The 18,581-nt window shown below is 66.7% G+C and carries 14 protein-coding genes; 3 read left to right on the top strand and 11 right to left on the bottom strand.

Annotation, left to right across the window (positions count from 1 at the left end):
* Positions 1-3 precede the first annotated feature (3 nt).
* The 7 genes from gspG to ACCQ04_RS03635 all read right to left on the bottom strand — a co-directional run bounded on the left by gspG (position 4) and on the right by ACCQ04_RS03635 (position 10,432).
* Positions 4-468: a type II secretion system major pseudopilin GspG gene (gene gspG, locus ACCQ04_RS03665; protein WP_104609279.1), complete on the bottom strand. Its 465-nt coding sequence runs from the start codon at positions 466-468 to the stop codon at positions 4-6.
* Positions 469-496: 28 nt separating this feature from the next.
* A complete protein-coding gene (gspF, locus tag ACCQ04_RS03660) occupies positions 497-1,693 on the bottom strand; it encodes a type II secretion system inner membrane protein GspF (RefSeq protein ID WP_226426833.1) in 1,197 nt (398 codons plus the stop codon).
* Positions 1,680-3,167, bottom strand: coding sequence for a type II secretion system ATPase GspE (gspE, locus tag ACCQ04_RS03655; protein WP_228911836.1), 1,488 nt, complete (start codon positions 3,165-3,167; stop codon positions 1,680-1,682). Before gspE ends, gspF begins: the two co-directional genes overlap by 14 nt.
* A gap of 4 nt (positions 3,168-3,171) precedes the next feature.
* Positions 3,172-5,253 carry a type II secretion system secretin GspD gene (gene gspD, locus ACCQ04_RS03650; protein ID WP_226426835.1) on the bottom strand — a complete coding sequence of 694 codons (2,082 nt, stop codon included), beginning with the start codon at positions 5,251-5,253 and terminating at the stop codon, positions 3,172-3,174.
* The gene (locus ACCQ04_RS03645) at positions 5,250-6,062 is read right to left on the bottom strand and encodes a type II secretion system protein N (protein ID WP_372358693.1); all 813 of its coding nucleotides are present in this window, start codon (positions 6,060-6,062) and stop codon (positions 5,250-5,252) included. Before ACCQ04_RS03645 ends, gspD begins: the two co-directional genes overlap by 4 nt.
* 158 nt (positions 6,063-6,220) lie before the next feature.
* Positions 6,221-8,875: a TonB-dependent receptor domain-containing protein gene (locus ACCQ04_RS03640; protein ID WP_167708410.1), complete on the bottom strand. Its 2,655-nt coding sequence runs from the start codon at positions 8,873-8,875 to the stop codon at positions 6,221-6,223.
* Positions 8,876-8,953: 78 nt separating this feature from the next.
* A complete protein-coding gene (locus ACCQ04_RS03635) occupies positions 8,954-10,432 on the bottom strand; it encodes a beta-helix domain-containing protein (protein ID WP_024939662.1) in 1,479 nt (492 codons plus the stop codon).
* Positions 10,433-10,621: 189 nt separating this feature from the next.
* Here ACCQ04_RS03635 and ACCQ04_RS03630 point away from each other — a divergent pair, with 189 nt between their 5' ends.
* Positions 10,622-11,482: a 2OG-Fe(II) oxygenase gene (locus ACCQ04_RS03630; RefSeq protein WP_104569088.1), complete on the top strand. Its 861-nt coding sequence runs from the start codon at positions 10,622-10,624 to the stop codon at positions 11,480-11,482.
* 316 nt (positions 11,483-11,798) lie between these two features.
* Positions 11,799-13,844, top strand: a complete 2,046-nt coding sequence (locus tag ACCQ04_RS03625; protein ID WP_226426836.1) for a TonB-dependent receptor — start codon at positions 11,799-11,801, stop codon at positions 13,842-13,844.
* Between the two features lie 224 nt (positions 13,845-14,068).
* On the opposite strand, the gene ACCQ04_RS03620 is transcribed toward ACCQ04_RS03625, so the two are convergent.
* On the bottom strand, positions 14,069-14,437 hold the full coding sequence (locus ACCQ04_RS03620; protein ID WP_255618539.1) for a VanZ family protein: 369 nt from the start codon (positions 14,435-14,437) through the stop codon (positions 14,069-14,071).
* Between the two features lie 32 nt (positions 14,438-14,469).
* Positions 14,470-15,723, bottom strand: coding sequence for a class I SAM-dependent methyltransferase (locus ACCQ04_RS03615; protein WP_024939666.1), 1,254 nt, complete (start codon positions 15,721-15,723; stop codon positions 14,470-14,472).
* Here ACCQ04_RS03615 and ACCQ04_RS03610 point away from each other — a divergent pair.
* Positions 15,722-16,459: a pteridine reductase gene (locus ACCQ04_RS03610; RefSeq protein WP_024939667.1), complete on the top strand. Its 738-nt coding sequence runs from the start codon at positions 15,722-15,724 to the stop codon at positions 16,457-16,459. The genes ACCQ04_RS03615 and ACCQ04_RS03610 overlap by 2 nt on opposite strands.
* Before the next feature lie 12 nt (positions 16,460-16,471).
* Here ACCQ04_RS03610 and folK read toward each other — a convergent pair whose 3' ends face one another.
* The gene (gene folK / locus ACCQ04_RS03605; RefSeq protein ID WP_184610204.1) at positions 16,472-16,984 is read right to left on the bottom strand and encodes a 2-amino-4-hydroxy-6-hydroxymethyldihydropteridine diphosphokinase; all 513 of its coding nucleotides are present in this window, start codon (positions 16,982-16,984) and stop codon (positions 16,472-16,474) included.
* A 92-nt stretch (positions 16,985-17,076) separates the two neighbouring features.
* Complete coding sequence (locus ACCQ04_RS03600; RefSeq protein WP_024939668.1) at positions 17,077-18,579, bottom strand: hybrid sensor histidine kinase/response regulator; 1,503 nt, start codon at positions 18,577-18,579, stop codon at positions 17,077-17,079.
* Between the last annotated feature and the right edge of the window lie 2 nt (positions 18,580-18,581).

Here is an 18,581-nt window from a genome sequence, read left to right as displayed (position 1 = left end):
GACTCAGCGCCAGTTGCCGATATCGGCATTGTCGGCGTCGCCGCCTTCGGCACCATCGGCACCGAACGAGTAGACGTCGAAGCCACCACTGCGGCCCGGGCGACGATATTGGTATGCGTGGCCCCACGGATCTTCCGGCAGGCGGCGGATGTAGCCGCCCTGGCGATAGCGCTCGGGCCGGGTCAATCCGCTCGGCGCATTGAGCAAGGCCTGCAGGCCCTGTTCGGTGCTCGGGTAGCTGAGGTTGTCCAGGCGATAGGTCTCCAGCGCCTGCTCCAGCACCGCCACGTCGGCACGCGCCTTCTCGACCATGGCGCGGTCCTGGCTGGGCATCACGTTGATCATCACCACCGTGGCCAGCAGGCCGATGATGACGATGACCACCATCAACTCGACCAGGGTGAAGCCGCGCATTCGCGCTTGCGAGGACAGCGAGCAAGAACGTTGGCGGTGACGGATGGACTGCATGAGGATCTCCAGGGATGGGCGGCCGCGCTCAACCAAGCGCGAGGGTGTTGAATTGCAGGATGGGCAGCAGGATCGACAGCACGATCACCGCCACCACCCCGCCGAGCAGCACGATGATGGCCGGCTCCAGCAGGCTCATCGCCGCGGTGGTGAACGACTCGAACTCGCGCTCCAGATAATCGGCGGCGCGCTCCAGCATCGGCGCCAGGCGCCCGCTGTTTTCGCCGCTGGAGGCCATGTACAGCAGCGTCGGTGGAAACACGCCGGCGCGCTTCATCGCCGCGGCCAGGCTGCCGCCCTCGCGGATTGCCGTGACCATGTTGTCGGTGGCCAGCCGCAAGGCGCGGTTGTCGACGGTGCGCGCGGCGATCATCAGGCCTTCCATCAACGGCAGCCCGCTGTTGACCATGATCGCCAGCGTGCGCGCCATGCGTGCGGCGTGCAGGTCGCGGATCAACCGGCCGAGCAAGGGCGCGCGCAGCACCGCACGGTCGGCCGCCAGGCGTAACTCCGGGCGCTTGAGCAGGCGCAGCGCTGCGATCACCGCAATGACCAGTGCCACCAGCAACGGAATGCCTGCATGCAACAGGAAATTCGACACGCCGATCACTGCGCGGGTCAGCCATGGCAATGCGCGGCCCATCGAATCGAACTGGTCCACCACCTTGGGCACCACGAAGGTCATCAGCACGATGACCACCGCACCGGCAGTCAGGGCCAACGCCGCCGGATACACCAACGCAGACTGCAGCTTGCTGCGCACCTGCGCCTGCCGCTCCAGCAGGTCGGCCAGGCGCTCCAGCACCTGCGGCAGCGCCCCGGCACTCTCGCCCGCGGCCACCATCGCGCGGTACAGCGGCGGAAACGCAGTGCCCTGGCGCGCCATCGCATCGGACAGGCGGAAGCCCTCGACCACCAGCCCATGCGTCTGGCCGGTGATCCGGCGCACGCCGCGCCGTTCGGATTGCGTGCCGATGGTGCGCAGCGCTTCTTCCAGCGGCGCGGTTTCCACCAGCGTGGCGAGTTGACGGGTGAACAGCACCAGATCCTTGCCACTGAAACGCGCCGGACGCACGCTGCTGGCCGCCACCGCCGCCTCCACGCGTACCGGCACCCACTGCCGCTGCTCCAGTTGCGCACGCGCAGCCTGTACCGTGTCCGCGCTGATCACGCCCTGACGGCTGTGCCCATGCAGGTCGAGCACGGTGTAGTCAAACCGCGGCATGCGCATCGTCCTGCTGGCGGGTCACCCGCAGCGCTTCTTCCAGCGTGGTGAGGCCTTGCAGCACAGCGGCGCGCGCGGCATCGCCCAGGCGCGCTGCGCGTGCGAAGGCCGCTGCCGCCAGGGCATCCTCGTCGGCGTTGTCGCCGATCAGGCGGCGCATCGCATCGTCCACCGCGATGGCTTCGTAGATGCCCACGCGCCCGGCATAACCGCTGTGGTGGCAGGCCGCGCAGCCCACGGCGGCGTAGATGGTTGCATCGTCGGGCGCCTGCAACATCTGCCGCGTGCTGGCATCCAGCAGGCGCGGTGCGCGGCACTGCGTGCACAGGCGACGGACCAGGCGCTGCGCCAGAATCAGCCGCAGGCTCGACGCGAGCAGGAACGGTTCGATGCCCATGTCGCGCAGCCGCGTGACCGCGCCCACCGCATCGTTGGTGTGCACGGTGGACAGCACCAGGTGGCCGGTGAGGCTGGCCTGCACGGCGATCTGCGCGGTCTCGGCGTCGCGGATTTCGCCAATCATCACCACGTCCGGATCCTGGCGCAGGATGGCGCGCAAGCCGGCCGCGAAGGTCATGCCGACACGTGCGTTGACCTGGGTCTGGCCGACGCCGTCGATGGCGTATTCCACCGGGTCCTCCACCGTGAGGATGTTGCGCGAGCCATCGTTGAGCAGGCTCAGCGCCGCATACAGCGTGGTGGTCTTGCCCGAGCCGGTCGGCCCGGTCACCAGCACGATGCCGTTGGGCACCTGCAGGGCGCGCTGCACGGTGTGCATCACCGCCGGTGGCATGCCCAACTGGGCCAGCGACAAGGTGCCCTGCTCCTTGTCCAGGATGCGCAGCACCACCCGCTCGCTGCTGCGCGTCGGCAGCGTGGACACGCGCACGTCCAGCGCCTTGGCGCCCATCACCAGCGACACGCGGCCATCCTGCGGGATGCGTTTTTCGGCGATATCCAGCCGCGCCATCACCTTGACCCGCGACACCAGCAACGGCGCGATGCGTCCGGGCAAGGTGGCCGCCTCGCGCATCACCCCATCCACGCGCAGGCGTACGCGCAGCCGCGATTCGTAGGATTCCAGATGTACGTCCGAGGCGCCCAGGCGCGCGGCCTCGGCGATGATGCCGTTGATCAGGCGGATGATCGGCGCATCGTCCTGGCTGTCGAGCAGATCGGCGGTAGGGATGTCGTCGATCAACGAATCCAGGCTGCCGTGCAGGTCCAACGCCTCGACCTGCACGCCCTGCTCCATGCCGGCATCGGCGTAGATCTCCGACACATGCCGGTCGAACACCGACGGCGCCAGCGTGCGCACCTGCAACGGCATGCCCAGCGCACGCCGCAGCTCGATCAGCGCCTGCACGTCGCCGCCTTCGCGCAGGCCGATCTGCGCGGCGCTGTCGCTGCCCAGCAGCACCACGCCGTGGCGCTTGGCGAACGCGTAGGAAATGCTGGCGCGCGCGGTGTTCATGGCATCAGCGCTGCGCGGGACGCGCGCCGGGCGCAGGCGTTGTTGCCGGTGCGGGCACGGCCGACGATGGCGCGGCCGGCAGCTGCGGCGGCTGCGCACGCAGGTAGTCGCGCACCAACGCATCGAGCGCGGCTTCCGGGTCACCATCGGCCAACTGGCGATCGCGCAGATAGGTGTAGCGCGGCGCGGTCATGCGCTGCGCATCGGCCGCGTCGCGGATGATGGTCGGGCGGATGAACACCATCAGATTGGTCTTGTCGCGATTGCGCGACTTGTGCCGGAACAGCGCGCCCAGCCCGGGCACATCGCCCAGCAGCGGCACCTTCTCCACGGTCTGCCGGTCGTTCTGGTCGAGCAGGCCGCCGAGCGCGACGATGGCGCCGTTTTCCACCACCACGCGGGTTTCGATCTGGCGCTTGTTGAACACCAGCTCCGACGACTGCGCGCTGACCGGCCCGGCAATCGCCGAGACTTCCTGCTTGATCGCCAGGGTGATGCCGCCGGCGGTATTGATCTGCGGGCGCACTTCCAGCTCCACGCCCACGTCCTGGCGCTGGATGGTGCGGAACGGGTTGTCGTTGGCCGCGCCCAGCACTTCGCCGGTGGTGATCGGCACTTCCTGCCCGACCAGGATGCGCGCCTGCTCGTTGTCCAGGGTCATGATCGACGGGGTCGACAACAGGTTGGAGCCGGTGTCGCTCTTGACCGCATCGATGATCATGCCGAACACCGCATCGTTGCTTTGCCCGGCCAGCCCGATCAGGCCGCCGCTCAGGCCCAGCAGCGATTGCGCGGCCACATTGCGCGCCTGTTCCAGCACCGAATCGTCTTCGCCGTTGTTGCTGCGCGTGCCGGCCGCCGCTGCGGCCAATGGCACGATGCCGGGCGAGGCGCCGCTGTACTGCGTGGCAATCAACGGCACCGTGCCATTGCGCCCGGCCAACAACAGCTGCACACCCAGACGCTTGGCGGCGGTGTCGGAGATCTCCACCACGATCGCTTCGACCAGCACCTGCTCGCGATGCACGTCCAGCTGACGGATCACATCCATCAAGGCACGCTGGGTTTCCGGGTCGGCATTGATGATCAAGGCGTTGGAGCCGGGGTAGCGCACGATCACCGGGCGCTTGCCGGCGGCCGGTGTGATCACCTGCGTCTGTGCAGCGCCCGTAGCGCCGGCGGCCACATCCACCGCGCTGGAGCGCGTGTCCTGCCCGGGCTGTGCCTCGTTGCCCGGGGTCTGCCCGACCAGCTGCTGCAACACCGGCAGCAATTGCTCGGCGCTGGCGTGCTGCAGCCGCACCACGCTGACATCACCGCGACGTTCGGCGCGCCCGTCCAGATCCACCGCGGTGCGTACCACCCGCTGCACCAGCGCCGGGTCGCCGCGCACGATCAGCGAATTGCTGCTTTCCACCGGCAACACCGACAGCACATTGCTGCGCTCGCCCCCCTGCCCGAACAGCGAGGTCAGCGTGCGTGCCAGTTCCTGCGCAGAGCTATTGCGCAAGCTCACCGTGTCGATCGCCGCGCGGTCGGTGTCGATCTGCGCGACCAGGCCGCGTACCCGGCGCAGGTTGTCGGCATAGTCGGCAATCAACAGGCTGTTGCCCTGCGGCATCGCCATGATCACGCCGCCGCGCCCGATCAAGGGCTTGAGGATCTCCGCGGCGCTGCGCGCATCCACACGTTGCAGGGTGAACACCTGCGTGGCAAATCCCAGGTTGCCGTTGGCGGCGCTGGCCGGCTGCTGTGCAGCGGTATCGTCGGGAATGATGCGATAGGTCGACGGCCCGCTGGACACCGCGATCAAGCCATTGGCACGCAAGACCGCCAGCAGCATGCCGAGCAGATCCTGTTCCGACATCGCCTGCGCACGCGCCACGTTGACCGTGCCCTGCACGCGCGTGTCCACGATGAAGGTGATGCCGGTGGCACGCGACACATCCTGGATGAAGGCGCGCAGGTCCACATCCTGCAGGCGCACGGCCGGCGCATCGGCGGCATGCAGCGACAGCATCGGCACCGCCGGCAGGGCGAGCAACAACGTGGCCGAAAAGAGCCATCTGGGGCGGGCAGCAGTCATTGCGGGCGCTTCAAGGTCATGGTGTGGGTCTGGCCGTCGCGGCGGTAGGTCAGCGTGGCCGCCTGGCCATCGCGCAGTTCGTCCTGCAGCTCGCGCAGGTGTTCGGCATCGAGCGTGCGGCCATTGAGTTGGGTCAATACATCGCCCGGCGCCAGGCCGGCCTGGCGCAGCAGCGCACCATCGCCGCGCGGCATCACGGTGAAGCCGCTGCCGTCTTCGCTTGCACGCAGCCCGGCGGTGGTCAGTAGTTGTTGCGGGTCAACGGCCGCCGCCGTGGCCGTGCCAGCCGCGGTGCCGACATTCGACGTCACCGCAGGTGCGCCGCCCGCTGCTGCAGTCGTGGTCGTTGCCGGCGATGTGGCCGCCGCAGACGCGGTGGATTCCACCAATGCCAGACGTCGCACGCCGCTACGGGTACGCAGCAGCACGTGATCGCTCGCGATCGCCTGCACCGTCACCCCAGCCACCACGCCATCGCCGATGCGATATGCCCCCTGCCTGCCGTCGCCGCTGCTCAGGAACGCAGCCGCTTGCGCGCCACCCGCGCGTACGCCATGCAACACGATGCCGTCGCTATTCGCCTCCGCAACGCTGCGATAGAACACATCGCGGCGCAGTGCCGGCAATTCCGCCTGTGCAGGCGTGGCGACCTGGGCGGTGCCCAACGGACCGATCGGGGTGATCATCACCCACACCACGCGCGCACACTGCAGCGCGAGCAAGGCCAGCAGCACGCAGGCCAGTGCGCTGCGGCCGCGCGCCGACATCAGGGGTTTCAAGGAGGGCAAAGCGCGCTGCAAAGCGAACATCCGTCTCAGGATTGCGGTCGGATGACAGAATGCGGCAGCAATGTGTCAGTTCGAAGAAAGTGATGACACAGGCCGACACACGGCGACACGGACCCAGATGCAAACGCCCGCCATGCGAGGCAGGGCGGGCGTTTGCGATACCGGCAGCGGGCGTCGGATCAGAAGCGCGCTGTCACACTCAGGTCATACGTCACGCCGGGCTGGTACTCGTACAGGTCTACCCGATTGCTGCCCAGGCTCTGATATTCCTGGTACTTGGTCTTGAGCAGGTTGCGTGCGGCGAAGTTCAACGACAGCGTATTGCCCGACCATACCAGGCCCTTCTTGATCACCAGATCCAGCGAGGTGCCGGGCTTGTCGATGTAATCCGGTTGCCCCGGTCGACCACGCGCGGACACCCGCTCACCGACATAATTGGCGATCAAGGTGGCCTGGCTGTGGGTGCTCTCGCTTTCCACACCGATCTGCAGGTTGGCGATGTCATCGGATTGCCCCTGCAAGGCCGAGCCATCGCGGATGAACAAGGTCGCCTGCACCGGTGCGGTGAAGCCGAACGGCTGCACGGTGTCGCCATCGCTGGCACTCACCTCCGACTTGGTGCGCGTGTAGTTGCCGGACACGAACACCCGCTTGTCGCCCCACCAGTCGGCCGCGATCGGCAGGTCCAGATATTTCTTGGCCTCCAGCTCGATGCCGTACAAGGTGGCCTCGGGCGCATTGATGAAGCTCTGCACGATGCCGCCGCCGGGTGCATCGTTGACGATGGCTTCGATCGGCTTGTCGATGCTCTTGTAGAACGCACCGACGGTGAAGTACTCGCCCGGCTCGAAGAACCACTCGTACCGCGCATCCAGGTTGACCAGCTCGCTATCGACCAGGAACGGGTTGCCGAAGAACTGGCGGTCGATATCCGGGTCCAGATACTGCTGCGGCGCCATCTCGCGGAACTGCGGGCGCGCGATGGTCTTGGACGCACCAAAGCGCAGCTGCTGGTTCTCGGCAAAATTCCAGGTCACCGTGGCCGATGGCAGCGCGTAGCTGTTCTCCAGCGGTGCCACGCTGTCCTGGCGTACGCCAGTGAAGATGTCGTACGGATGCACCGCCTGGGTGGCGTCTTCGTAGCGCACACCGACGGTGGCGCGCAGGGTCGGCACGATCTCGCCCTCGGCCTGCAGATACGCCGCCTTGACCTTCAGGGTCGCATCGTACGCGGCCGCACCGAAGCTGCCGGTGGTCTCGCGCAGGCGCAGCAGATCGTTGCTGAGGTTGTAATCGGAGATCAGGTAATCCACACGCTGGAACTGGTTGTAGAACGGCAGCGGGCCGTCCAGCGCCAGGAAGCGGAACTCGCGGCTCCACGCGCTGCGATCGTTGTCGAGATAGGCCAGACCGCCCTTGACGGTGAAGTCGTGCTCGATCGGCAAACGCCAGGTCACATCCACCCCGCCGCTGGCCACCTTGTCGTCGACCTTGCTGAAGCGGGTGTAGTTCTGCACGCGCGAGGCATCGTGCGCCCAGTAGCCATCGAGCAACTCGTAGCGAATGCCGGTTTCGTATGGCACATCGCGGCTGGCATTGGCCACCGCTGCGCGCCATTCGATCTTGAGATCGTCGTACTCGCCGAACGCGTGCGTGCCGCGCAGCTGGTTGTTGATCAGCTGGCGCTCGTACCACTCGGTGTTGTCGTCACGCACATCGAAACCGGCCAGCTCATCGCGGCCGGCACGGCTGCGTGCCACCTTCAAGGCATCGTGCACATACAAGGTGGTCCAGCCGATGGTGTGGCGGCCGTACTCCCAGCCCAGGCCCAGCATGCCGTTGGTGCGCACGTTGTTGCGGGTGGTGGCGAAGTCGTAGTTGGAATTGAACTCGACCGTATCGCCGACAAAGATGCCGTCCTGCTGCCTGCCGGTGCGCGTGCGCCACTCGTTGTCGTAGCTGGCCACCGCGATGATGCCCAGCTTGGCCTCGCCCACGTCCATGCTGTAACCGGCACTGCCGCCGACATTGACGTCCGGGGCGATACTGTCCTTTTCCTGCAGCACATACAGGTTGGCGTCGTTCAAGCTGCGGCCGATACGGCGGATGTCCTCGCGCGAGAAACTGCCCAGATCCACGCGCCGGCCGCTCTGGATCGCATCGCGCAACGCGGCAGGCTGTTTGCGGGTGCCGTCGTCGTAGCCCCACTCGTCATCGCCGGAGCCGTAATAGGTCAGGCCTTTTTCGCCGGTGCTGACGCTGTTGACGCCGCCACCCACGGTCAGCGACAGGAACGGTTTGTCCGGCACCGCCATCGACTGCAGATCGATCACGCCACCGCCGAATTCGCCCGGATAATCGGCCGAATAGGTTTTCTGCACGGTCACGCTGGCCAGCACGTCGCTGGGGAACAGATCCAGCGGCACCACGCGCTGCATCGGCTCGGGGCTGGGCAACGGCGAGCCGTTGAACAGTGCCGACGAATAACGCTCGCCCAGGCCGCGCACATACACATACTTGCCGCGCGACAGGCTCAGCCCGGTGACACGCGTCAGCGCTACCGCCGCGCTGCTGTCGCCGGTGCGCTCCATGTCCTCACGGGTGACGAACGATGCCACCTCCGAGGTCTGCAGCATCGGTTCGGGAATGTACTCGCCGCGCACCACGACCTGGTCGAGTTGCTTGGGCGCACTGGTGGCGGTGCTGCTACTGCCGCTGGCAGAGCCGGCATCGGTGGTGGTCGACTGCGCCAGCGCAGCGCCGGAAAACAGCAAGGTGGAAATGGAAAGAGACAGGCCCGTCCGCGAGAGACGGGCGACAGCGGAGGTTCGCATCGTGGGAGCCCTGGCAACTGAAAGATGAAGCTGGACGCATCACCAGGCGACCTGATGGCCGCCTGGTGATGCTGTGCCTCAGCAGGGACGATCGGCGGTCAGGCCACAGGTCCAGCCCTGCCACCAGGTGTCGTTGGCATCGCGCACGCCACCGATGTAGTTCACCTGCTGGAAGAAGCTGCTCACCCCGTTCAAGCCCTGGAAGGCCGGCACGGCGCTTTCGTTGGCGCCATTGACGAAGGTGTTCTGCAACGTGGACACGCCGTTGGCGACGTTGTTGGTGCCGGCCGCGAACTGGGTGGCCGCACGCGCGTCGCTGCCGAAGGCCGTCGGGCAGGCGAAGAACACCGAGTTGAAGGTCCCGAGCGTGTCGGCATCGGCCAGGTTGAAGCACACCAGGCCATCACCGCTGCCACCGGCCGGACGCGTGACGACCGAGTTGTAGAACGCGGCCTGCGTGCCCTGGTTGAGCATGATCGCCGCACCGGCGCGCGCATTGCCCACGTAGGTGAAGTTGGCCACCTTCGGGCGCGAATACGGCTGACGGCGCAGGCTGCTCCACTCGTTCATGCGGTCGCCGCCACCGGCGCGCTGCACCACGATGCCGAACTGCAGGGCGCCGTTCCAGCCGGCGTCGGTATCCAGCGAATCGTCGTCGGCGCCGGTGATCACGATGTGGCTGCCGTTGACGGTGCCACCGAACCATTCGATACCGTCGTCGGAGCTATTGTGGATCTGCACATGATCCAGGCGCGTGCCGCTGCCCACGCCGGCCAGGGTGATGCCCTGCAGCTCGTTGTTGGGCGAAATTTCGAAGCCCGAATACATCACCCGCAGGTAGCGCATGGAGCCGCTGTTGTCGGTGGCGCTGTTGCCGCCGTAGAACGCATTGGTACCTTCCACCTGCGCCTGACATTCCGGCGTACCGGAGACCGTGGTGCCCGGGCAGTTGTTGATGGCCGCACGGCCCAGCACCACGATGCCACCCCACAAGCCGATGGTGTTGGCGCTGACCTGGCCCTCCAGCGCCTGGCGCGCGGTGAACACGATCGGGGCGGTGGCGCTGCCTTCGGCAAAGATCTGCGAACCGCGGTTGACCACGATGTAGTCGCTACCCGCCGAACCGAACAGGGTCACGCCCGGCTCGATGGTCAGGATGCCCTGCGTGCTGCCGGCGGCCGGTGCGATGGCGTTGCCGCCGCGGTCGGTGCCCACGTTGACGCGTCCGCTGATCGAATACGCCGTACCCGCACGTGCCGGCACCACCAGGTTGCCGTTGATGGTGTCCGGCAGCTGGCAGGCGCGCAGCGTGTTGTTGGCGATGGTACCGACGTTGGAGAAACCGGTCGGGCAATCGGCGGCCGGGCCGGTCGGTGCCGGAGCGGGCGTGGGTGCAGGCGTGGGCGCCGGGGTCGGTGCGGGAGCCGGCGTCGGTGCCGGCGGAAATGCGCCCTCGCCGGGCGAGGCGACACGATCGGCACCACCACCGCAGGCCGACAAGGCCAGCGCGGTACCAAAGGTCATGAGAAGTGTCTTGCTGCTATTGCGAACGGACATGCGGCTGATCTCCAGGTCAAGGAAGGTCCGGTATGAAGAGGAGTCGTCAAGAATTGGTTGCGTTCCGCTCACTGCAGTGGCGAGCACGTTCAAGATCCCCGTCACTTTTATAGGGGCTGTCTGTTTCATTTGTCTTACGACGACACAATTGACACATGCCTGCCACACATTGACATGCACTGTAGGAGGATGACTCCGCCTCCCATCCCCGCTGCCCTGGGCGACTGGATCATTGCGCAGGCAATGGCCGGCCAGCCGCCCGAACAAGCGCTACAGCCGCTCCTGGATCAGGGCTGGAACGAACAGGACGCCATCGACGCAGTCGAGGCCCTGCTGCGCGACCACATCCACCAGCACGCGCAGACCCATGGCCTGCCGGTGCCGGTGCGCGTGCCGGCAGTGCTGCAGGACAACGATGCCTCGTTGCTGGACCTGGGCGATCGCCAGGTGCGCGTGCTGGTCAGCCTGTTGCTGCCGCGCGTGGTGGTGCTGGGCGATTTCCTGTCCGATGCCGAATGCGAGGCATTGATCGCACTGGCGCAGCCACGTCTGGCGCGTTCGCGCACGGTGGACAACGACAACGGCGCGCAGATCGTGCATGCCGCACGCACCAGCCACAGCATGTGCCTGCAGCTGGGGCAGGATGCGCTGTGCCAACGCATCGAAGCACGCATCGCCCGCCTGCTCGACTGGCCCGTGGACCACGGCGAGGGACTGCAGGTGTTGCGCTATGCCACCGGCGCCGAGTATCAACCGCACTACGATTACTTCGACCCCGCGGCCGCCGGCACGCCGGTGTTGCTGCAGGCCGGCGGCCAACGCGTCGCATCGCTGGTGATGTATCTCAACACCCCGGAACGCGGCGGCGCCACGCGCTTTCCCGATGCGCACCTGGACGTTGCCGCCGTCAAAGGCAATGCGGTGTTCTTCAGCTACGACCGCCCGCATCCAATGACACGCAGCCTGCATGCCGGCGCACCGGTCCTGGCCGGCGAAAAGTGGGTGGCGACCAAGTGGTTGCGCGAACGCGCGGTACGCATGCCTGGCTAACGCTCCGCAGAACACCGGCACCAGCGGCCGGCACGTACCGACGCGACCAGCCCCCCCCCCTGCCGCCTGCCACCCAAGCCTGTTGCGCCGGGCCAGCCACGCCTGGTCACCGGAGCTGCTGCCGGCCTCCAATCCTGCTGACCGCAGCCACCGCTGAGCGCGGTGCGAAGCGCGCTGGCCGCCGCGATCCAGCCCCCGGCAGCGCACGCGCACCGCAAGCACCCTGCAGCTGGGATCGAAGATTTGTTATTTATGTTATAATATTGCAAAAGATGCCACATTCGGTTTCCCACTTCGTATTGGTGCTGTCCGATCCATGAAGATCCACATTCTCGCGGCGGCCGTCGGCGCCGTTCTGCTGCTCCCTGAGGCACGCGCACAGTCGTCCGATTCAGCGCTGACGCTCGGCAAGGTCGATGTCCACCAGCATGGCGAAGGCCAACTCACCGCGCATCAGGTACTGACCTCGGTGGACGTGCTGGGGGCCGATCAGATCGAGGACAAGAACGTGTCCTATAGCTGGGAGCTGCTCGGGCAGATGCCCGGCATCCAGCTCACCGAAACCCGGCAAGGCGCCGAATCGGGCAAGGTCAGCTTTCGCGCCTTCAACGGCGAGGGTTACCTCAATGCGATCAAGACGCTGATCGACGGCATCCCCAGCAACGTCAACAGTGGCAACCAGCGCTTCATCGACATGCTGTTCCCGCTGGAAATCAGTTACATCGAAGTGGTGCGCGGCACCAATGATCCGCGCTACGGCCTGCACAATATCGGCGGCAACATCAATTTCGGCACGCGCCAGGGCGGCAGTTACACCGACGCGCGCCTGACCTACGGCAGCTTCAACACCCGCGATGCGCAGCTGGCCGTGGGACGCGAACGCGACGGGTTTGCACAGAACTATTTCGTCGGCGTGCAGGCCTCCGATGGCTACCGCGACCACGACACCTCCAGCAAGTATTCGTTGGGCGGCAAATGGTTCTACGGCAACCTCGACGACGGCATGCGCATCGGCCTGACCGCACGCGTCTATCACAACCAGGCCGACGAACCCGGCTTCATGACCGCAGCGGAAATGCAGGCAGACCGTCGCAGTTCGGACCTGCGCAACCGCAACGACGGCGACGACCGCGACATGCGCCAGTTCGGCGTCCATCTGGATCTAAAGCTGGCAGACGGGCTGTTTTTCGGCACCAAGCTTTACTCCAACCGCTATCACGACGACCGCCGGGTGACCTTCAGCGACCTGCCCACCGGCAATGCGCCACGCCAGCGCCGCATCTGGGACGAGACCCAGGTCGGCATGCTCAACACGCTGACCTGGCGCAGCAGCGACACGCTCACCCTGGAAGGCGGCATCAACTACGAGCATCAGGACAACGCCTACCGACGCGAGCGTTTCAGCTATGCCGAGCCCACCGATTTCAATGCCACGCCGGCACGCATCCAGAACGACGACCGCCACACCTTCGACAACTGGGGCGCCTACGTGCAGGCGATCTATCAGCCGACCGAGGCGCTGAAGATCGTGCCGGCCTACCGTGTGGACCGCTTCGACGGCGACACCCAACTGCCCGGCGGCGTTCGCGCGCCGCTGCAGCGCTACGGCACCATCGAGCAGCCCAAACTGAGCCTGGTCTACGCCTTCACCCCGACCACCAACGTCTATGCCAACTGGGGCCGCAGCTTCCAGGTGCTGACCGGGTCCACGGCGCCGGCTTACCTCACCGCCGGGCAGGCGGACGTCCGCCCATCCACCAATACCGGCGTGGAGCTGGGCATGAAATTCAGCCCGTTCCAGGGCGGCCAGGCGCGCATTGCGGTGTGGCAACAGGATGCGGCCAACGAAGTCTCCAACATGCCCGCCACCGGCACCACCGTCACCCTGGGCAAGACACGCAGGCGTGGGGTGGATGCGCAGATCAATGCGCAGCTGGGCGACAGGTGGACGCTATGGGCATCGCACGCATATCAGGAGGCAAAGATCGAACGCGACGACCGCGATGCCAGCGTGTCGCTGGTCGGCCGCGAAGTGGCCGCAACGCCGCGTTACATCAGCAACGTCGGCGTCGAGTACCGCCCGACCGCTGCGCTGCGCTTGGGAATGCAGGGCCGCGCGCAAGGCGACTACTATCTGGAGGAGCGCAACCTGGCCGGCAAATACGGCGGCTTCGCCACCCTGGATCTCACCGCCAGATACTCCATCAATCCCGCCTGGAGCGTGGATCTGCAGGTCCGCAATGCCACCGGCCGCGAGTATGCCTACGTGTGGTACGACAGCTTCTTCTGGACGCAGGCGCAGCCGATGTTTTCGCCAGCGGCAGGGCGCCAGCTCTATCTTGGCCTGAACATGAAGCTGTAACCCGCGCATCTACAAGCTGCGATCGACGTCTCATCCGATGATGTACGCGTGGCTGCTCCCTGATGCAGCCCTGCGCCGGATCCGGGACTCCACACGCTGCAGGCAGCTGCCACGACATCCCGCTACCCGCTGCCGATGCGTCAATGCGCCATCGCAAGTACACCGCTCGATAACGGCAGTGCCTGGCGCACACGCGCATTCGTACACGCATGCGCGCACGCAACTCAACCCCGCGCGAACAGGCGCTGGTCGATCCGCAACATCACAAGACACAACGGCGTCCACGCCAGGCACAGGCCTGCAGCAATGCCCAGCGTGTCGGCCAGCGCATCGTATGGGTCGGCGCTTCGATTGGTCGTCAGTGCGCCTTGCGCGATCTCGATGCCAACGCCTAAAGCCACCAGACCGATGGCCGCACCAACCTGCGCGCGGCGCGTGCCAAACAACTGCACCGCGCCCCAGCACAACAGCGCGAAGGTCAAAAAGTGCTCGGCCTTGTCGCTGTTATCCGGCAGCTCCGGAATCTCCGGCGGCGGCCCCAGGCAGACCGCGATCACCACCACGATCGCAGCGATCCACAACCCCACCCACAACCGCGGCCGATGAAACGGGCGCAGCGTCTGCGTCACAGCCGCCACGTGAGATCGCCCGCCAGAAATGCCGGCGCAAAATCGACGTCGCGCGCAAAACCCATCACCTGGAAGCGCTCGCCCATTTCGCTGGGCAAGGTCAGCCGCTTGATTTGCTCGCGCAGCCGCATGCGCCCTACTTCGTCGGTGCGCGTGTCGGCCTGCGCCAACAACGCATCCAGGCCATTGCCGAGCAGAAAACTCGCCTGCGTGCAGTAACCGGCCAACTCGAAACCGGCTCCGGTGCCGGCCTCGGCCAACGCGGTGAAGTCCACCGACGCAGTCAGATCCTGCAGGCCCGGCCAGCGATACAAATCCTCATGCATGCGATGGCGATAGAACGCGCGCAGGGTGCCGTCTTCGCGCTGCGCACGATAGAACTCGCCACGCGGGTAACCGTAATCGACGAACAACATCGCGCCGCGCTTCAGACCGCCAGCCACCGCCTGGATCCAGTAGGGCAACTGCGGCAGCAGCTCGGAGCGATAACCATCGGCGAAGGGCTGCTCCAGATAACGTTCCAGATGCCGCACCGCCGCGCCCAGCAAGGCATCGGCCGGCTGCTCACCGCGCGCAAATTGCTGCTGCGCATCCAGCACCACGGTTTCTTCATACACCTCGCCGTCGCGCAGCGTGAAGCGCGGCGTGGGCAATGCGTCGATCACTTCGTTGGCGAACAGCACCCCGTCCCAATCGTCCGGGAACGGCCCGTCCAGCCACTCCACCAGATCGAACACCGGCGGGATCAGGCTACGTCCCAACCGCTCGCGCTGACGCTCGCGCAGGTCGGCACTGGGCTCCAGGATCGCGTAACGCTCCGGCAGCGCATCCAGCTCAAGCAGACGCTTGAGCGTGACTTCGGCAAATGCACCGCTGCCGCCGCCCACTTCCAGCACGCGCGCCTGCGGCCCGAGCTGCTGCAGCACCGGTGCCAGCGCCCCGGACACGGTGGCCGCGAACAACGGCCCCAGCTCCGGTGCGGTGACGAAATCGCCAGCCTCGCCGAACTTGCTGGAGCCGGCGCTGTAATAGCCCAGACCCGGCGCGTACAACGCCAGCTCCATGAAACGCGAGAACGGAATTGCACCACCGGCGGCGGCGATCTCGGCGCGCAGATGCGCGGCCAGCCGGTCGCTATGCGCCAGGGCATCCGGATCGGGAGTAGGAAGGTCGGCGTGCATGCGGGCACCGGTTGCGGGGACAATGCACAGGATAGCCGAGCCCTTTGCAACGCCGAGCGAGTACGCCATGACAGACAGTTCCAAGGTGGTGTTGATCACCGGTGCAGGTCGCCGGATTGGCGCGCAGATCGCCACCACGCTGCATGCGGCCGGCTACCGCGTTGCCTTGCATGCGCACCGCTCCGGCGCGGCGCTCGGCGCGCGCGTAGCGGAGCTGTGCGCCCTGCGCGCCGGCAGCGCGCAGGCCTTGCACGCCGACCTGCGCCTGCCGGAGGCGCCGGCGCAGCTGGTCGCCGACTGCATCGCCGCGTTCGGCCGCCTGGATGGCGTGGTCAACAATGCCTCCGCGTTCTACCCCACCGCGCTCGGCGCAGCGACAGCCGCGCAATGGGACGAGTTGTTCGCAGTCAATGCACGCGCACCGTTCTTCATCGCCCAGGCTGCCGCCGCGCAGCTGCGCCAGCACCGCGGCGCCATCGTCAACATCACCGACCTGCACGCGCAGCAGCCGATGCGCAATCACCCGCTGTACGGCGCGTCCAAGAGTGCGCTGGAAATGCTGACCCGCTCGCTCGCGCTGGAGCTGGCACCGGAGGTGCGCGTCAACGCGGTCGCGCCCGGCGCGATCCTGTGGCCGGAGCAAGGCAAATCCGCAGCGGCCAGGCAGGCGCTGCTCGCACGCACGCCGCTGGCCCGCATCGGCACGCCCGAGGAAATCGCCGAGGCGGTGCGCTGGCTGCTGGACGACGCCGGCTTCGTCACCGGCCACACCCTGCATGTGGACGGTGGCCGCCAGCTCAGTTGAGCTGCAATGGCGCTAGCGCGCCACGTCCAGCGCCGGGGCCGCATCCAGCGCCACCGTCATGAACGCGATGCCGTGCTGCGGGTGCGCCTGCCACAGCACGGCCAGGGTCTGCCCGCTGAGCGGGTCGACAAAGTCGGGTGCGATATCGGCCAGCGGCTTCAATACGAAGGCATGCTTGAGCTCGGGCCGCGGGATGCGCAGATGACCGGGGCCTTCGATGATGCAATCGCCGAAGAACACCACATCCACGTCCAGGGTGCGGTCGCTGAAACGCGGGCCGCTGCGATCGCGGCCGTGCGCATCTTCCAGCGCATGCAGCCAATGATCCAGCGCAGCCAGGTCCATGTCCGTGTCCAGCGCCACGGCGTTGTTGACAAAGTCCGGCCCGTCGAAGCCCACCGCCGGCGTGCGGTACGCCGGCGAGACGGCAAGCTGGCCGAAGCGTGCGCGCAAGGCGTCGACGGCCAAGCGCAGGTAGTGGGTCGGCTGGACGTTGCTGCCGAGGCTGAGAAGCACGGTGGTCATGCGTTATTCGCGCATGCGGCCAGCGTGGGCGTCAACTGTTGCAATCGTGCCGCATCTGAGCCTGCCCGCCCGCAGCGCGCCAGACCCTGGCCTCAGGCCGCTTCCAGCGCATGCGCCACCGCGCGGAACACCCGGCGCATTTCCAGCGGTTTGCGCAGCACATGCACCGGGATGTCCGGCGGAAAATGCGAACGTTGCAGCGGCGCGCCGACATCCTCGAGCACGATCGCCGGGCCGTGGTAGCCCAGCTCCTGCATGCTCAACAACACGCTCACCGCCGAGAGCTGGATGATGTCGCTGTCGATGATCACCAGGTCCGGCATCGCGTGCTGCTGCACCAGTTGCAGCGCCGCCGCGCCATCGGTGGCCAGCTGCGGTTGATAGCCCTGGCTGGACAAGGCATTGCCCAGCAGCGACAGGCGCGTGGCCTCGCCATCCACCAGCAGGATGCGCTGCCCATGCCCCAACGCCAGCGGCGGCTCGGTGTCGGCAATCGTCACTGCGGCCGCACGCATCGGCACGATCATGTCGAACCGCGTGCCCTCGCCCAGGCGGCTGTCGACCACGATGCTGCCGCCGTAGCTTTCGACGATGCGCTTGCAGGAAATCAGCCCCAGGCCGGTGCCATCGGCCTTGGTGGTGAAGAACGGACTGAACAGGCGTGCGCGGGTATCCTCGTTCATGCCCACGCCGGTGTCGGCCACGCTCATGCGCACGCGCGTGCCGTCGTGGCGATCGGCCGACAGGGTCAGCATCCCGCCGCCCGGCATCGCCTGGATCGCATTCAGGCCCAGGTTGAGCAGGCATTGCTGCAACTCGGTGTAGTTGGCCTCGATGGTCAGATCCAGCGGGATCGTGTCCATCTGCAGGCGCACGCCGTCAGGCAGGCTGCTCTTGAGCAACATCTGCACGGCCTGGAACAGGCTGGCGATCGACACCTGCTCGCGCGGCTTGTTGGAGCCACGCACGAACGAGAGCATCGACTCGGCCATCTCGTGCCCGCGCCGGCCGCACTCGGCCACCACGTTGGCCAGCTGGCGCAGCTGCGGATCGTCGGTGCGTCCGGCCAGCAGGTCGGGCACGATCAGCAACGGCTGCAGGATGTTGCGCAGGTCGTGGCTCAACCCGGCCGCCAGCATTGCCAGGCTTTCCAGCCGTTGCGCGCGCATCAGCTCGCTCTCCACGCGCTGGCGTTCCAGGTCGGCGCGCGCCTCGCGGATCGCGCGGATCACCGCGCTCGGCAGACGGGTCGGGTTGTGCTTGATGATGTAGTCGTTGGCGCCGTCCTGCAGCGCCTTGACCGCGGTCTCCTCGCCCATGGTGCCGGAGACGAAAATGAAGGGCGTGGCGCCGCTCTGGCGCACCAGGCGCAGCGCCTGATGGCCGGAAAAACCGGGCATGCTCAGGTCCGACAGCACGATGTCCGGCTGGAATTCATCCAGTGCGGCACGCAACGACGGCTCGCTGTCCACACGCTCGAACGCCGCATCCAGCCCGGCATCGAGCAGCTGATCGGACAACAGCTCGGCGTCTTCCGGTGAATCTTCCACCAGAAGGATCTTCAGCTGCTCCAGTTTGCCCCCCTCTTGCAGCATGG

Source organism: Xanthomonas sp. NCPPB 2866 (assembly GCF_041475745.2).
Lineage (GTDB): Bacteria > Pseudomonadota > Gammaproteobacteria > Xanthomonadales > Xanthomonadaceae > Xanthomonas > Xanthomonas arboricola.
Note: the sequence above shows the minus strand (reverse complement) of the source record. Positions and strands in the feature narration are given on the sequence as shown.

What these genes read in the sequence shown, in the direction of transcription:
- folK (WP_184610204.1), bottom strand. Translation starts at nt 16,984, where the DNA reads ATGACCACCGTGCTTCTCAGCCTCGGCAGCAACGTCCAGCCGACCCAC.
- ACCQ04_RS03625 (WP_226426836.1), top strand. Translation starts at nt 11,799, where the DNA reads ATGAAGATCCACATTCTCGCGGCGGCCGTCGGCGCCGTTCTGCTGCTC.
- ACCQ04_RS03645 (WP_372358693.1), bottom strand. Translation starts at nt 6,062, where the DNA reads ATGTTCGCTTTGCAGCGCGCTTTGCCCTCCTTGAAACCCCTGATGTCG.
- gspD (WP_226426835.1), bottom strand. Translation starts at nt 5,253, where the DNA reads ATGACTGCTGCCCGCCCCAGATGGCTCTTTTCGGCCACGTTGTTGCTC.
- gspF (WP_226426833.1), bottom strand. Translation starts at nt 1,693, where the DNA reads ATGCCGCGGTTTGACTACACCGTGCTCGACCTGCATGGGCACAGCCGT.
- ACCQ04_RS03600 (WP_024939668.1), bottom strand. Translation starts at nt 18,579, where the DNA reads ATGCTGCAAGAGGGGGGCAAACTGGAGCAGCTGAAGATCCTTCTGGTG.
- ACCQ04_RS03640 (WP_167708410.1), bottom strand. Translation starts at nt 8,875, where the DNA reads ATGCGAACCTCCGCTGTCGCCCGTCTCTCGCGGACGGGCCTGTCTCTT.
- ACCQ04_RS03610 (WP_024939667.1), top strand. Translation starts at nt 15,722, where the DNA reads ATGACAGACAGTTCCAAGGTGGTGTTGATCACCGGTGCAGGTCGCCGG.
- ACCQ04_RS03615 (WP_024939666.1), bottom strand. Translation starts at nt 15,723, where the DNA reads ATGGCGTACTCGCTCGGCGTTGCAAAGGGCTCGGCTATCCTGTGCATT.
- ACCQ04_RS03630 (WP_104569088.1), top strand. Translation starts at nt 10,622, where the DNA reads ATGACTCCGCCTCCCATCCCCGCTGCCCTGGGCGACTGGATCATTGCG.
- gspE (WP_228911836.1), bottom strand. Translation starts at nt 3,167, where the DNA reads ATGAACACCGCGCGCGCCAGCATTTCCTACGCGTTCGCCAAGCGCCAC.
- ACCQ04_RS03635 (WP_024939662.1), bottom strand. Translation starts at nt 10,432, where the DNA reads ATGTCCGTTCGCAATAGCAGCAAGACACTTCTCATGACCTTTGGTACC.
- gspG (WP_104609279.1), bottom strand. Translation starts at nt 468, where the DNA reads ATGCAGTCCATCCGTCACCGCCAACGTTCTTGCTCGCTGTCCTCGCAA.